Genomic DNA, 13,853 nt, shown 5'->3' on the forward strand with positions numbered 1-13,853 from the left:
GCTATGCGGGGCGGACCACCATGCTCATCACGAGCACGTACCGCGGGATGGTGTCCGTCTCGGCCGAGGCCTGGTACGGCAGCCAGATCAGGCTGGTCTCGTCCACGCCGTAGATGCGGGCGCCCGGCTGCGCCGTTCCTTGCGCGGCGATGAGCCGGGCGGAGACGTCGGCAGCAAGGGTGAAAGCCTGCTTCTTCGTAGCACCGAGGATGTCGATGTCGATGGTGCGGTCCGCGGTCACGGCCTTGAGCCGGGAGCCGCCGCCGCCGAGGGTCACGGAGACCACGCCGCCGGCCAGCTTGGACGCCAGGTTCGCCGGCCACTCGGTACCCACGCTCGTGCCAGCGGGCAGGCTGGCCTTGAGGATGGCGGCGACAACCTGCTCGACGTCCGGCATTGCCTCTGTCGGCAGGCTGCCGCTCACCGCTTCTTCCGGCCCGTCTCCGGCTCCGGCTGAGCGGGTTCCTCCACCGTCTTCGACGGCGCCTGCTCCTCCTGCGCCGTCTCCTCGACCGGCTCGGCGACGAGCCCGTCCCGGCGCAGAGCCTTCGCGGTGACCTCGTCGACGTCGATCTCCTCGCCGGGGGCCTTGTCCCCGTACCAGGAGGCGAGCTTGATACGCATCAGGCACTCCTCAGTGCGTCCAGGGCACGCCCGAGCGTGCGCGTCTTCGGAGACCAGCCCGCCTGGGGGCGGTCCCGGGATGTGGCCGGGCGGCCCGAGCCGAACTCGACCTGCCCCCACCAGGCCGCGGTTGCCCCGAACTCGGCTCGCCAGCCGTTCGGCCGCATCGCCGCGGCCGAGTAGATGCTGTTGCGGTACTCGCCGTGCCGCTCCACCGTCGGGTCATAGGTGGGGCCCGTGTAGGACGGGGCGATGGCGCGGGCCACATCGGCGCCACGGTCCGCGGCATCCATCAAGGCGTCCCGCATCTGCGAGGACCGGGCCAGCTCGTCATACATGCGCGGATTGGGCACGAACCGGAAGGTCGCGCGGGCCATCAGGCCACCTCCCTCAGATCCGCCTCCACGTGGTGGACTCCCCCGCCCGGCGCGGGCCAGCGGGCCACCTTGCCGATGACCTGCATCGTCGTCCCCCACGCCTCAATGCGGTCCGTCTCCCGCAGATCGATGTCCATGCCGCGCGGCGTGTACAGCCGCCACCCAGTGACGGTGACCTGCTTGTCGTCCGTGTCCTCCGTCGACCCGCCGGCCGGCTGCACATTCACCCCGGACACCGGAATGCGGGTCGCCCCGTCACCCCAGTCCTCCTGCTCGTTGCCGTACTCGTCCCCGGTGGTGCCGGGCCGGACGATGACGATGCTCTGCAGGTACAGCATCAGCGGCTCCGCAACTGCACGCTGCCCGCAGTGCGCCGGTACCGGTCCAGGACGCGCTGCTCCGTCTTCGACAGCAACACGCCCAGGTACTCACCGACCGCCGGGATCAGATAGGTGACGGACTCGCCGCCCACCGTCTCCGACCGGATCCCGGACGGGTTGACGATGACCCGGTTCGCGGCCTGCATCACAATCGCCTGGATCTCCCCGGGGACCGGGTCCCACCCGTGCGTGTAAGTGACCGTCACCTGCGGCGGCCGGTGCGCGGCAGGAGGCAGGCCCCACGTCCAGCCGCGGACGAGGAGATCGCTGCCGTCCTGCCACCAGTCCGCCGACACCACGTCGCCGATCTTCACCTCGGTGATGTCGACGACCGGACGCTGCGGCAACGTCACCATCCCGCTGCAACGGTGCAACACCGGGTCCGCGCGGCGCATCGTGAACGTGTCCGTCGTCGTCGCCCGGGTGATGTCCTGCCGGACGTAGGCGCGGACCACGCTGGACGCCTGGTCCAGCAGGGCCTGCGCCTGCTGCTCCTGCTCGGTCGTGAACGTGCGGCCGAGCAGGGCGGCGAGGTCGGCCACCGTCGCCAGCGAAGGAAGCACAGCCACGGCAGCCTCCCCTGTCAGCGCGCGCGGGCGTCGTCGTCGAGCTTTTGCCGGACCTCGCGCGCGTAGTCCGGGTCCGTCTCCGGCGTCGGCGCCCCGGACACGACGCCCTTGAGGGTGTACGCCTCGTTGTCGGTCGGGTCGACCTTCGTGCCGAAGAATCCCTGCTCCTCGGCCTCGTCGGTCGCCTTCTGGATGGCCTGGGCGGCGCCGTCGTTGGGCGTCTCCTGCGTCGTCTTGGACTGCCTGCTGCTGGTGCTCTTGGACTCGGCCACGGCCGATACCTCCCATGACAAAGCCCCGGCACCGAATCGGTGTCAGGGCGACGTGTGCGGGTTCGGTCAGGCGCCGACGGTCTTCAGGACGCCCACCGGGTAGCGGGAGGCCTCGGTCGGCTGGTCGTTGTTCAGGGTGTTCGCGACCTGCCAGCCCACGCGGAACGTGAGCCGGATGGCGGTCATGTCCTGTTGCGGCAGGTTGTAGACGATCGCCCCGGTGTTGTCGGTGATGACGGCCTGGTCCAGGACCTTCATGGTGATGTCCTGGCGGACGCCGACGATGAACTGGTTCCAGTCGCCGGCGAACAGGCGCACGCCGTCCACGCCGACACCGCCGGCCACGGGGAACAGGCCCCGCATCGGGTACATGACGGGGTATCCGTCGATGGCGTCGAGGGAGCCGGAGACGCGGCCGTCGTCGAGCTTGCGGCCCTGGCTGTCACGGGCGGCCCGCAGCTTGGCCTTCGTCGAGGTCGCGGCGACGAACCCGGTGACGTCGAAGCCGTCCTGCTCGACCACGCCGTAGACCTTGTCGATGTCGCCGAAGAAGCCGCCCTGCGTAGCAGTCGATCCCTCGTTGACCGAGTTCCCGGCCGCGGTCGCCGCCGACAGCAGGTTCGTCGGGAAGCTCGCGGGCGCGTTCGTGCCGAAGAACACGGCGGTGTCCAGTACCCGGCCGAATGCTTCGACGAGCAGCGGCATCGCGCTGTCCCAGATGTTCGCGTCGACGTCGGCGAGGACATTGTCCGGCACCGGCATGATCGTCGCGATTTCTTCGACGTTCAGGTACTTGTTCGTCCAGTTGACCTCGGTCGTCTGCTTCAGACCCGTGTCACCGGTCACCCAGTACGCCATCGGCAGCGCCGACAGCACCGGGAAGCGGACCTGCCCGGCCGACACAGGCACCCGGCGGAACAGCTGCAGCACCGCCGACTGCTCGGTCGCCTTGCCGAGCATCTCGCTAGAGACCTCTTCGGGGATGAGCGCCTGCGCGTCGGTACGCGAGGTCAGGTTGTTGTAGGCCATGGTCCGGCCTCCTCCTTCAGGGATACCGGCCGGACCGTGCCGTGCCGGGGGTCAGTCAGCCCCGACCGGCCGTCTGCCGGATCAGGTCATTCATGGAAGTGGGGCGGGTGGACTGCCGCACCCCACCGTCGTAGCTCGGGGCGTTCCGCTGCTGCTGGGCGCCAAGATCGGCGAGCAGCTTCTCCGCGTCCGCTTCGAGCTCCTCCTTAGTTGAACCCTGCAGCCGCTGAGCCCAGCCAGCCGGGAGCTTCTTGTCCGCGGCGACCTCGTAGCGCAGGAGCTTCGCCGTCGCCCTCGCCGCAGCGGACTCGGCCTCGTTGGCTCGGTCGGCGAGCTTCTGGGCCTCGGTCTTGTCGCGGTCCTCGAACTCCTTGAGCTTCAGGCGAAGAGTCTCGGCCTCCTTGTTGGCCTTCCGCAGCGCCCGTTCGACCTCCGGGGGAACCTTCGTCTCACCGGAGTCCTTCGGCTGCTGAGCAGCCTGTGCGCCCGCAGCCTCGGTCACGCCCGTCTCGGGCGTCTCCTGGGCTTCCGGGGTGGTGCTGTTCTCGTCAGCCATCGCGGCCGACTCCTTCCAATCGCCCCGCCCTCGCGGCGGGGGACGCTTCGCGGCTACACGATGTAGCCGTACCGGCGCAGCAGCTCGATCTGCTCATCGCGCTCCGGCGCCCGCCGGAAGATCTCCTGCGGAGTAAGGCGTGACTCGCTCGCCCGCGCATACCGCTCACCCGGAACGCGGGCGAAGCCGCCTCCAGCTCGCCGTACCGATCGCCCATACAGGCCTCGCCTGGTCACGCCCTCCGTAGTGGTTGGCCTGTAGCTGCGCCCCCGCACGCCGGCCAGATCCATGCCCCTGCGGGCGTTGACCACCTGCCCGATGTCCGCACCGCGGCTGATCGCTTTCGCCCCATCGACCGTGAACACCCGCCGCTGCTCCTTCGGGGACATGCGGGCAGCCAGCTCCTCCGGTGTCGGAACGTTGGGCCACTCGCGCTCACTCAGCGGGAGCGTTTCGCAGTCGCAGTTCGGGTGGCGCATGAAGCCCTCGCTGTAGCGGTACATCTGGCCGGACAGAACGATGCAGCGTGCGCAGGCAGGCAGCTGAACCACCCGCACATAGGCCACGCAGGACCGATTCGCGGCCATGCTCACTTGGTCAGCAGCGCGAGCTGTGTCCGCGACCGCCGTGGACGCATACCTGGCCATGTCCGCCAGGCCGCCCAGCATCGCCTCATCCGGAGCCATCCCGATCGCCAGACGACGCCGCACCCCTATGGCCGGTAGGTACAGCAGGGTCTCCAGTGGACCGCCGTCTGGCGCGATGCCAGCGAACGCCGCCGCTACGAGCGTGGCCTCCGCCAGCGCCGAGCCACCCTGGGCGACCATTTGCGCGGCAATGTAGGCCTGCGCCGCGTCCGCCACAGTCAACTGACCTGTAGTGACAGCCGCGATGATCGCCGCGCCGGTCGGCCCTTCCAGGTCGGTCTCGACGGTCGCCGCAGACATGTCCTTCCAAAGCTCCTGCACCCGCTCTACAACGGACCGGACGACAGAGGACACCTGCTCGTAGCGGGTGCGGCCCAGCTCAACCGGCGTCGCCATCAGCCACCGCCGGGTCCGTCGACGTCACGTCCGGCTTCGGCCCGAACAGGGCCGCCGGATCACCGCCGAGGATCCGCGCCGCCTGCTGGTCAGCCAGCTGACGCCACTGAGCGATCTCCGTCTGCGAGGCGCCCCAGCGCTCCCACAGCGCCTCCCGGGGGACCCCGAGCGTGGACATCTTCAGCAGCGCGTCCACCAGCTCGCCTTCCGTCCTGAACTCGGGGTTATGCCAGATCACCTCTAGCGCCGAGAGGTCCCGGGCATCGCCGGCAGCGTGCAGCGCCAGGCGCGCGATCTCCTCCAACCCCTCGCCGAGAGGACGCTGCCTCTGCCGCACCTTCGCCACGAGGCCGGACTCCGTCGCCTTTAGCGTCTCGCCGTTGACGTTGGACAGCTTGCCCAGCAGGTACTGGGCCGGGGTGCGCGTGCGCGCGGCCATGTGCTGCACGTCCGACTCGATCGAGTCGAGGTACGGCCGCAAGTCCGTGGCTTGGAACTCACCCACCTTGACGTTCTCGTCCTCGATGACCCATAGCCGGTCCACGGCCGCCTTGAACGGCTCGATCGGCTGCCCGTCGTCGTCGGTCGGCACCTCATAGCCGGTCATCCACCGCTGCCGGAAGGCGCTGAACTCCTGTGCCATGAGCCGGTCGATCAGCGTCTTGTTGATGCGGTCCTGGTCGTCGAGGACATCCTCGATCTCTGAATGCGCCTCGCCCAACAGGTCGGGCCTGTTCGGGATCTCCACCAGCGGCACCACGTCCAGCGGGTTGACCGCTGGCCAGTCCTCGCCGCGGACCTCGCGCGGCTCCCACCGTGGTGTGCCGACAGCGCCCGTTCGCGGTTCGGGCGCCCGGTACTTGAAGATGAGGCCATCGGCGAACAGCGTCGTCCACAGGTCTCCGGTCCAGTCGTCCGTGAACGTCTTCAGACCCGCCCGGCGACGGCGACGGCTCCCTGTCTCGTAGGACACGATGGCCTGCGTCGCATCCTCGGCTGTGATCAGCGGAGTAGCGACGTCCTCTGGATTCGGCGCCACCAGCGCGAACGAACGGCCGACCTTCACCGCTTCCGTCAGCTGCAGGTCCGAGTCGGCGTCCATGCTGTTCGCCTGCCAGATTCGCCACAGCTCCTGGTCGCCGACGTTCGCAGCCCCCAGGCGGAACCCGTCCACCTGTAGCCGTTCCGCAGTCGCGTCCACGACGAGCCCCACGTAGTTGGAACGGGCCTGCTTCAGCAGCCGCTGGAATCCCGGCCGCGCCTTCTCCTGGATCATCGGCAGTGGGTGGTCTCCCGAATAGTAGCGGCGCATTTTCTCCGCGTACTGCCGGCGTTCAGCCAGCTGCTTCCACAGCCGGTCCACCCACCACAGCGGCTCACCCGGCTGAGGCTTCTGCGACGGGGCCACGAGCACCCCCTCGCATCAGAATCCGACCGCCACCCGGCTCTTCGCCTTCGGCCGCCGTAGGTATCCATCCAGGCCCATCACCGTCGCCGCGATCCCGTCGATGCGGGCCTGGCTCTTACGCCTGTCCGGCTTCGTCGGCCGGTAGTTGTCGTTGCCGTCCGCGATCGTCTCCACGCAGCCGGCCATCCACCGCAGGATCGGATGCCCGCCATGCCGGAACCGCTGCTCCAGCAGCAGCCGGTCCAGCTCCTTGCACGCGGGCGACAGCCCCAGGAACGTCTGGCTGATCGGCGTCACCTTCACGCCGCGCTTCGTCTCCCGGTCCACGTTCTGCACTAGCTGACCGGCGAACATCCGGTCGTAGCCGATCCACTGCACGTCGAAGTGCTTGCAGTCCGCCAGCACCTGCTTCTCGATCGTGTCGTAGTCGACCGCATCGCCCTCGGTCAGCTTCAGGAAGCCCTCGCGGGCCCACTGCGCCAGCGGCACCTGCAGATGCCGCTGCAGCTCCTCCAGCCGTTCCGACGGCAGCCAGAACCGGGACACCAGCTCGACCTCGACACCCGGCTGCTTCGACTCGACCGCCAACACCCAGGCACTCAGGTCGGACACCGCAGACAGGTCCAGGCCGCCCCACGCGCGCCGCCCCTTCAGCGCCTGCTCGTCGACCATGCCCGCCACCCGGTCCCAGGAGCGGACGTCGATCCATCGCGTGGACGCCTTCTCACGGATGTTCAGCGACAGCCGCAGGAACGTCGGGTAGTAGCTCGGCGTGGACTTGGCCTTCTCGGCCTCGCGACGCATGTAGGCGAGCGACGGACTAACTCCCAGCCCTGGGTTCGCCTTGGCCCACGTCTCGGGGCTGAAGGGGTCGTCAGTGTCCTCCGCTGCCCACACGACACCGTAGTGCGCCGGGTCTGTGACTACATGCTCAGCGACCTTGCGAGTGTACGAGTGCAGCTCGTCGTAGATGCTGCCCTCTTGGGCGTCATCCGCCGTCGTGATGAAGAAGATCATCGGCTGCGTTCTAGCGCCAACCCCAGTGGTGATCGCGTCGATGAGATCGCGATTCTTGTGCACGTGCACCTCGTCCACGACCGCGGCGTGTGGGCTGAGACCATGAGCAGTCTCGGCGATCCGGCTGAGAGCGCGGAAGACTCCGCCCGTCCTGGGGACGCGAATAACGTTCGTCAGAACTTCCGCTCGGCCTCGCACCGCCTTCGACGTTTGGGCCATGCGCTTGGCGTCGTCGAACACGCGCTTCGCCTGCTCAAGCGAGCCGGCTGCCGCGTATACCTCCGCGCCGATCTCCCGGTCCGCGAGCAGCATGGTCAACGCAACGCCAGAAGAGAGCGTGCTCTTACCCGCCTTGCGTGGCACCTCGACCCACACAGCTCGCGCCACGCGAACTGGTAGCCCGAGCTCCTCGTCATGGTAAAGCCATCCGAAAATCGGCAGAATCACCCAAAGCTTCTGCCACCCGGCCAGCTTCAGCGGAGTCCCTCCCCAGCGCCCGCGCGTATGCTTGAAGCTTTCAATGGCACGTAGTGCACGCTTCGCCGCATCGACGTCGAAGTAGGCGCCGGGATGTTCGGACAGTTGGTTCGCAACGACGAGAGGACGAGCTGCGGCAGCCGCCGCGATCTCGTCATCCGTCATGCCAAGCTCAATTAGCGCCTCATATGGGACTGGGAGTCCATCGCGGGCCTCCGGCATCTCCGGCCCCCTCACTCCGGGCCTGCCGCCACAACATGAACTCCAGGATGCTTTTTGCCTTCTTGGAGGAGTTGCAGGATTGGCACGCCCGCGCCAGGTTCGTCCATCGATCGCTGCCGCCGACGTGTACGGCTTCGATGTGGTCAACAGAGGTAGAAAGGGCTCCGCAGTAGGCGCAAGGGTCGTTCGCTATCAGTTCCCGATACTCAAGAGCCTCGGAGATCTCGTCGCGCGTCATTCCTGCAGCCACCTGCTCGCGGCGACGCGACTGATAGCCGGCAATGCGCGCCCGGTTCTTCTCCCGCCACACGTCGTCGTAGTGCTGACGACAGACACCATGAGCGTAGTACTGCCTGTCGCAGCCCTCTTTGCTGCACGACCGGCGGTCCCCCTTGGACAGCCCTTCAGTCCCGTGGGCCATGAGTCTGCGGTAGTGCTTGTTGCACAGGCCCCGCGCGACCGCTTCTGTTACGCACTGCTCTACCGCGCACGGGGAGGGCCTGTGCATGAGCGGCTCGGTCGAACCGTGGGCTCGCATTCTCCGGTAGTGCCGATCACAGAGCCCCAGGGATACCGCCTTGAGGTCGCAGTCTGGCGCGTAGCACCAGCGCTCCCCGCGCACTTTCTGCACGACGTTCGGGTCTCCGTTGACCCTCCAGCGCCGATAGTGCATCGGACACATACCGCGTGAGAGGTGAGGCTTGTCGCAGCCACCCACTTCGCATACGGACCGATACTGCGCAACCGGGTCCGTATGTCCGTTCCGTCGCCAGCGCGAGTAGTGCATCTTGCAGTAGGGCTGTCGGCCGTGACGCGTGCGCTCGCAGTCGGCCACGCCGCATGTACCGTTGTTCACGTCGACCTCTCACCAGGTTGACCATGCCCCGGGACGGTTGCCGCCGTAGCCGGGGTCTCCCTAATCGAAGACGCTGTCCTCGTCGTCCTCATTCCCCTCCGGCGGTGTCAACCGACCGCGCGCCGACGGGCTCAGGCCCAGCTCCCCAATGTACGCCTTCAGTTGGGTCCGGTACTGCGACGCGATCGTCGTCAGCGGGTTCCGGCACGGACCGCGCTGCCCCATCGTCACCAGGCCCTCGATGGACAGCTGCCGCTCGCACCACTCCAGCCGGGCCACGCACACGCAGTAGTCCACGGCCGTCGACCGGTCCACCGACGTCAGCCCAGCCATCATCTGCAGCACCGGCACGACCCGAGCCCACTCGCGCGAGGCAACCTCGCGGCCGAACTGAGCGGCCTCCTGGGCGAGCTTCAGCCGCTGCCAGACCTGGACCTCGCGCCGGTACTCCTTCAGCTCCTCGTCATCCGCGCCCCGCGGCGCCCGCGGCTTGGCAGGCAGCCGTGAGGCAGGGAAGAACGACGACCAGTCCGGCTCGACCAGCTCGGCCGGCGGGAGCTTGACGCCCTCGCGGACCGGCCGCTTGCCCGGGTTGCCCTCGCGGACGACCTGCAAGGCCGGCTTCGGCTTGCGGCCAGGCACAGCCATGCAAGATCACCCCCGATCAGAAGGCTCTGAACTGCGGCGTCACGAATTTCCCTCCCCGGCGGTCCCCCGTGCGCGCACGCGCGGGTGCGCCCCCACCCGGGTGCGCGCGCGAGGATTCAAACGGAGATCATTCGCCTCGCGTTTTCCGCGTCCGGGCGGCCTTCTTCGCCATCCGGGATCGATCTTCGTGCGTCTTCCCCGCGTTGGCGATCTTGGCGGCGCGGGTCTTGCCCATGCGGGCCTTCAGGGCCTCGTACACCCTGCCGCGGCCGGCCACGATGCCTCGGATGCGTCCGCCCTTGCCCTTCGGCATGCTGATCACCTCGCCCGTCGTGTGGCCTGCTGCTCGGCGTGCCAGCCTCCGCGCTGCTCAGGCGTGGCGGCGGTCTCTGTGCTGTGGCAGGGCTTGCACAGGCCGCGGCCGTGCTGCGGATCGTCGGCGTCGAGACCCTCGCGCTCCAGCTGCTGCCTGGACTTGGGCCAGTGGTCGGCCTCGGTGGCTGGCGCTCGCCGGCAGACGACGCAGACGGGATCGCGGTCGAGTACGCCGCGCCTGAACCGGTCCTCGTGCCGTTGGCCGTAGCCGCGCTGTCGTGCGCTGCCGCGTGGCCTGTTGTCCCGTCCGTGTATCGGGCAGGGCTTGGTCTGGTCACAGCCTGGCTTGCTGCATGGAGGCTTGAGCCGAGAGGGCATCGCTACCTCCTGCCGTGCACTAGCCTGCCGTCTCCAGGAACCAGGGGGGTTCCAGAAGCGAGGGGGCTTTGATGGCCAGTGGGTGCCGTGACTGTGGGACGTGTACGAAGCCGGGGCTGGCGAGGCTGCTGCAGAACTGGAGCGCAGGCTTCCTGCACCTCTGCTCGTGCGGGATCAGCCTCGCTATCAAGCGGGGCGCGATGCGGCACTGCCCGCAGTGCAAGCATCTGCTGTCCAACCACCAGCGCCGTCAGGACGGGTCCTTCAGGGACTGACGGTCCGCGACCTCGTAGTTGACCATCGGCTGGTTCGCCGGGATCTCGACGGTGTCCTCGAAGATCAGGACGGCGCGCGCACCGAGCTGGTCACGCAGGTTCTGCTGCAACCCCTGGTGAAGCAGGCCCGTCTCGTCGACGAGCGAAGAACCGGCCTGGTCGATGATGAGCGCGAACGGCGTGATCATATCGTCGCCGTGATGTTCGGTGGGCAGTTCGAGGATCTGGATACGGGCCATTGCGGGTTCCTCTTGGCGGGCTGGGAAGGCTCAGACGTGCACGGCCTGGATGGTGACCTCGGCGTTGCTGACGTCGAAGGCGAGCACGCTGCCGTAGTCGTTGGGACTGAACGGGCCGAAGACCTGCGTCTCTCCGGCCGGAATGGATTCCTGCCGGGTGGGGTTGGTGAGGCCGTCGACGGAGTGCGACGTCTGGAACGTGATCGTTCTCGCGGTGCTGGCCCCGTTGGTGTTCTTGACGATGAGGATGACGCGGCCGTCGTTGGCGATCTGGTTGCCGTTGGTGGCGTCGCCGGCGGTGGCTGCGGGCAGCGTGGTGCCGGCTCGGGACGCCTGGATGGCGGTGAGGCTGGTGCGGGGCATGACGGTCTCCTCGGTCAGCTGGCGCCGAGCCACACGTTGTTGGCGTCGGGGGTGTAGCCGGACAGGGTGATGCTGGTGGGCAGTGACGTCTGCCCGGCGGCGGAGCGACAGAAGCGGTAGCTGCCGGCCGAGAGGTTGGCGTTGCCGGGGGTGAAGGTTGCGCCCAGCGTGGAGCCGGCGGCGAACGTCGGGCTGGTGGTGCCGTTGAAGAGCAGGGCCAGGTAGTACTTGCCGGCCGCCGCCGAGTACGAGGACGTGAGGCTCATCGCCTTGTTGCCGGCGCTGGTCCACGTTGTCGACATGTCGGCTGTCACACCGCGGCGTGTGCCGGTCGTGTCGTACAGGCCGGCGAGGCACTGGTTCGCGGTGAGCGTGGCCCCGGCGGTACCGATGACCGCGTTCACCTTGGCGATGGTGGCAGCCTGCCGCAGCACGATCTCGATCAGGTAGATGAAGCCGGCCGACAGCGTGGTGCCGGTGGTGGAGCAGCAGGCCGGGTCGAAGCTCCAGGCAATCAGCCCTTGGTCGGCGGGTGTCCAGACGTTGCCGTAGGCGGCGACTGTCGTGTACGTGGCGGACAGGTCGGGGATCTGCGCGGCCGGGATCTTCGTGGTGGCGTCGAGGCTGGCAACCCCGTTTGCAGCGGCGCGCTGGGCCGCGGTCAGGTAGGTGGCGCTGAGGTCGGGGATCTGCGCCGAGGGCACTTTGGTGGTGCCGTCCAGCGATGCGACTCCGTTGGCGGCGGCCCGCGCGGTCGCGAGGAGATATCGGCCATCGCCGGTGGTCTGCGTGAGGGCGCCGATCGCCGCGGGGGTGACGGGGTCGCTGCCGCCGGAGGCGTGGCTCGCGGCGTGCGCGGTCGGTGTCCGCGCATCGGTGAACCGCGAGTCGTTTCCGGCGGCGACCGTGGCCGCACCGGTGCCGACGTTCAGCACTGCGGCGCCGCCGAGCCCCAGGTTCGTCCGCGCGGTGCCGGGGTTGACGAGGTCGCTGAGGTTGGCCGTCTTGGCGAGGGCGTAGGCGCGGTCTCCGTGCGGGTCGGTGGCGGCCGTGTGCGTCGCTACGGCGGCGGAGGCGGCGCCCGCGGCGTCGGCTCCGACATCGGCCGCGCCAAGGAGGACGGCACCGGTCTGCCCGTTGACCGAGGTGACGCCGCCGGTCGAGATCGTGGTGTCGACCTCGATGACCGTAGCTGGCTGTCCACCGGCGACGTTGATCGCGTCCGGGGCATCCTCGCCCGTGACCTGGATCCTCACCGGGTCACCTCCGGCGATATGACGGCCCGGCCCTGAAGGATCCGCACCACCGTGCTGCCGTTGACCATCTCCAAGTCCCACACGCCGTTGCGGGTGAGCGCCTCAGTCTGTGCGGCGGGGATCGCAAGCCGCACGGCCGGACCGAGGACCGTCAGGTAGGGGGTGAGGTTGAGGAGGAGATCGCCGTCATCCGCGGGCGCGGAGCGGATCTGGGAGCGCGCCGACCAGCCGTCCCACGTCCAGTCAGCCGGCTCGGACACGGTGAACAGTTGCATGAACGTGCTGCCCTGCTCGATGCGGAGGTCCCAGCGTCCGGCTGACATCTCGGCCACCTCCGGGATCGGGGAGCTCGCAGCGTCGGCCATGAGCGACGATTCGGCGGCCAGAGCGGCGGTCGCACGGGTGGAGAGCACCGGGGTCGCGGTCAGCGTGCTGTCGGCCGTCAGAGCGCTGTCAGCGTGCGCGGACAGCTTCACGGCCGCGGCCAGCGTGGTCGCCGCGGTCAAGGCCGCCGCGCCCGTCCAGACTGCGCCGTCGCTCAAGGTGTTGACGTTGTCGTAGGCGGCGTAGTCGGTGGTGCCGGCGTCACGGTGGGCCCACAGGTCGAGGCGGCACTGGTCGACGGCGTCGACGACCCAGGCGGGCGTCGCGGCCGAGCGACGGTTGGTCCACGTCGTACCGTCGGGGCTGGTGTCCCAGTAGACGGTGCCGGCGCTCTCGCGGAGCCGCAGCCAGCGATGCGTCGTCGAGTTGTAGGCGATCTCAACGGCGTTGTCGTCCCAGAAGCCCGTGTTCGACTCGATGCGGAGCATCCCGCTGACGGCGTTGTAGTGGAAGCCGATCGAGGTTCCGGGCGTGGGTGAGGTGACGTGCATGTTGCAGCTAACGTCGCTGCCGCCACTCGCCGCGGGGACGGCCGCGAGCTTGAGGAAGACGGTCGCTCCGGCGAACGTCCAGCTGGCGCCGGTTTGGTAGCTGGCGAACCCTCCGGCGACGACGGGCACGCGGGCTTGGCCGCCGGTCTCGTTGGCGCCGCCGTAGGAGTCACCCCAGTCCGGGCCGATGACACCGTCGTTGAAATTATCCGTCAGCGTGGACAGGGACGGCACGGGCGCCTCCCTACGCGAGCGAGAACGTCAAAGCCCCGGCGACCAGCCTCATCTCGTCACCGGCGGCGACGGTGCGGGAGACGGTGAGCGGCCCGTACCAGAGCCGCACTGGAGTGCCGGCCGAGTCCCACACCTCGACGCCGACGACGGTCGATGACGGCATGTTCGTCCACACCAGGTCGGCGCTGTTCGAGGTGGCCCCAGAGACGGCGGCGCCGACGGACAGGGTCTGCCGGGCGTAGCCGCCGCCGGTCACCTCGGTGCCCGCCGTCGCATCGTCGCCGGCCGCGGTCACCAAGGCCACCTTGAGCGGGGTGGTGGGGGCGGTCGGGCTGCCGCCGAGGATCCAGTCCAGGGCCCTGTTCTCTGCCGTATTGGTCAGGTTGTCGGCCACGCGCGGCCTCCTTCAGCTGGGCGCCGCGTGGCGCACGGTGGAGCCC

Annotated in this window: 19 protein-coding genes; all 19 read right to left on the bottom strand. The window is 68.7% G+C overall.

Annotated features, from left to right (window positions below; genetic code table 11):
* Position 1: 1 nt before the first annotated feature.
* A complete protein-coding gene (locus FHS34_RS38540) occupies positions 2–424 on the bottom strand; it encodes a hypothetical protein (protein ID WP_184974463.1) in 423 nt (140 codons plus the stop codon).
* Positions 421–624 (bottom strand): hypothetical protein, encoded by a 204-nt coding sequence (locus tag FHS34_RS38545; RefSeq protein WP_184974465.1) that lies wholly within the window; start codon positions 622–624, stop codon positions 421–423. The genes FHS34_RS38540 and FHS34_RS38545 overlap by 4 nt, the downstream gene beginning before the upstream one ends.
* The gene (locus FHS34_RS38550) at positions 624–1,001 is read right to left on the bottom strand and encodes a hypothetical protein (RefSeq protein WP_184974469.1); all 378 of its coding nucleotides are present in this window, start codon (positions 999–1,001) and stop codon (positions 624–626) included. The genes FHS34_RS38545 and FHS34_RS38550 overlap by 1 nt, the downstream gene beginning before the upstream one ends.
* A complete protein-coding gene (locus FHS34_RS38555; protein WP_184974472.1) occupies positions 1,001–1,339 on the bottom strand; it encodes a hypothetical protein in 339 nt (112 codons plus the stop codon). The genes FHS34_RS38550 and FHS34_RS38555 overlap by 1 nt, the downstream gene beginning before the upstream one ends.
* Entirely contained in the window at positions 1,339–1,950 is a 612-nt protein-coding gene (locus FHS34_RS38560; protein ID WP_184974475.1) for a hypothetical protein, read from the bottom strand. Before FHS34_RS38560 ends, FHS34_RS38555 begins: the two co-directional genes overlap by 1 nt.
* 14 nt (positions 1,951–1,964) lie before the next feature.
* Positions 1,965–2,222: a hypothetical protein gene (locus FHS34_RS38565; protein WP_184974478.1), complete on the bottom strand. Its 258-nt coding sequence runs from the start codon at positions 2,220–2,222 to the stop codon at positions 1,965–1,967.
* Between the two features lie 66 nt (positions 2,223–2,288).
* On the bottom strand, positions 2,289–3,251 hold the full coding sequence (locus FHS34_RS38570) for a phage major capsid protein (protein WP_184974481.1): 963 nt from the start codon (positions 3,249–3,251) through the stop codon (positions 2,289–2,291).
* Between the two features lie 55 nt (positions 3,252–3,306).
* A complete protein-coding gene (locus tag FHS34_RS38575; protein WP_184974484.1) occupies positions 3,307–3,807 on the bottom strand; it encodes a hypothetical protein in 501 nt (166 codons plus the stop codon).
* Between the two features lie 53 nt (positions 3,808–3,860).
* Positions 3,861–4,850 (bottom strand): hypothetical protein, encoded by a 990-nt coding sequence (locus tag FHS34_RS38580; protein WP_225817756.1) that lies wholly within the window; start codon positions 4,848–4,850, stop codon positions 3,861–3,863.
* Positions 4,834–6,258: a phage portal protein gene (locus FHS34_RS38585; protein WP_184974487.1), complete on the bottom strand. Its 1,425-nt coding sequence runs from the start codon at positions 6,256–6,258 to the stop codon at positions 4,834–4,836. Before FHS34_RS38585 ends, FHS34_RS38580 begins: the two co-directional genes overlap by 17 nt.
* 15 nt (positions 6,259–6,273) lie before the next feature.
* Complete coding sequence (locus FHS34_RS38590; RefSeq protein WP_184974490.1) at positions 6,274–7,917, bottom strand: terminase large subunit; 1,644 nt, start codon at positions 7,915–7,917, stop codon at positions 6,274–6,276.
* Positions 7,918–7,936: 19 nt separating this feature from the next.
* Positions 7,937–8,395 (bottom strand): HNH endonuclease, encoded by a 459-nt coding sequence (locus FHS34_RS38595; RefSeq protein ID WP_184974493.1) that lies wholly within the window; start codon positions 8,393–8,395, stop codon positions 7,937–7,939.
* A gap of 495 nt (positions 8,396–8,890) precedes the next feature.
* Positions 8,891–9,478: a phage terminase small subunit P27 family gene (locus tag FHS34_RS38600; protein WP_184974496.1), complete on the bottom strand. Its 588-nt coding sequence runs from the start codon at positions 9,476–9,478 to the stop codon at positions 8,891–8,893.
* A 127-nt stretch (positions 9,479–9,605) separates the two neighbouring features.
* Positions 9,606–9,791, bottom strand: a complete 186-nt coding sequence (locus FHS34_RS38605; protein ID WP_221510016.1) for a hypothetical protein — start codon at positions 9,789–9,791, stop codon at positions 9,606–9,608.
* Positions 9,792–10,421: 630 nt separating this feature from the next.
* Complete coding sequence (locus FHS34_RS38610; RefSeq protein WP_184974499.1) at positions 10,422–10,685, bottom strand: hypothetical protein; 264 nt, start codon at positions 10,683–10,685, stop codon at positions 10,422–10,424.
* A 30-nt stretch (positions 10,686–10,715) separates the two neighbouring features.
* Positions 10,716–11,048, bottom strand: coding sequence for a hypothetical protein (locus FHS34_RS38615; protein WP_184974503.1), 333 nt, complete (start codon positions 11,046–11,048; stop codon positions 10,716–10,718).
* 14 nt (positions 11,049–11,062) lie between these two features.
* Complete coding sequence (locus tag FHS34_RS38620; RefSeq protein WP_184974506.1) at positions 11,063–12,304, bottom strand: hypothetical protein; 1,242 nt, start codon at positions 12,302–12,304, stop codon at positions 11,063–11,065.
* Positions 12,301–13,413, bottom strand: a complete 1,113-nt coding sequence (locus FHS34_RS38625; protein WP_184974509.1) for a hypothetical protein — start codon at positions 13,411–13,413, stop codon at positions 12,301–12,303. Before FHS34_RS38625 ends, FHS34_RS38620 begins: the two co-directional genes overlap by 4 nt.
* A 10-nt stretch (positions 13,414–13,423) precedes the next feature.
* The gene (locus FHS34_RS38630) at positions 13,424–13,807 is read right to left on the bottom strand and encodes a phage tail fiber protein (protein WP_184974512.1); all 384 of its coding nucleotides are present in this window, start codon (positions 13,805–13,807) and stop codon (positions 13,424–13,426) included.
* Positions 13,808–13,853: the final 46 nt, after the last annotated feature.

Origin of the sequence: Streptomyces echinatus, from assembly GCF_014203595.1 — a bacterium.
Classification (GTDB): domain Bacteria; phylum Actinomycetota; class Actinomycetes; order Streptomycetales; family Streptomycetaceae; genus Streptomyces; species Streptomyces echinatus.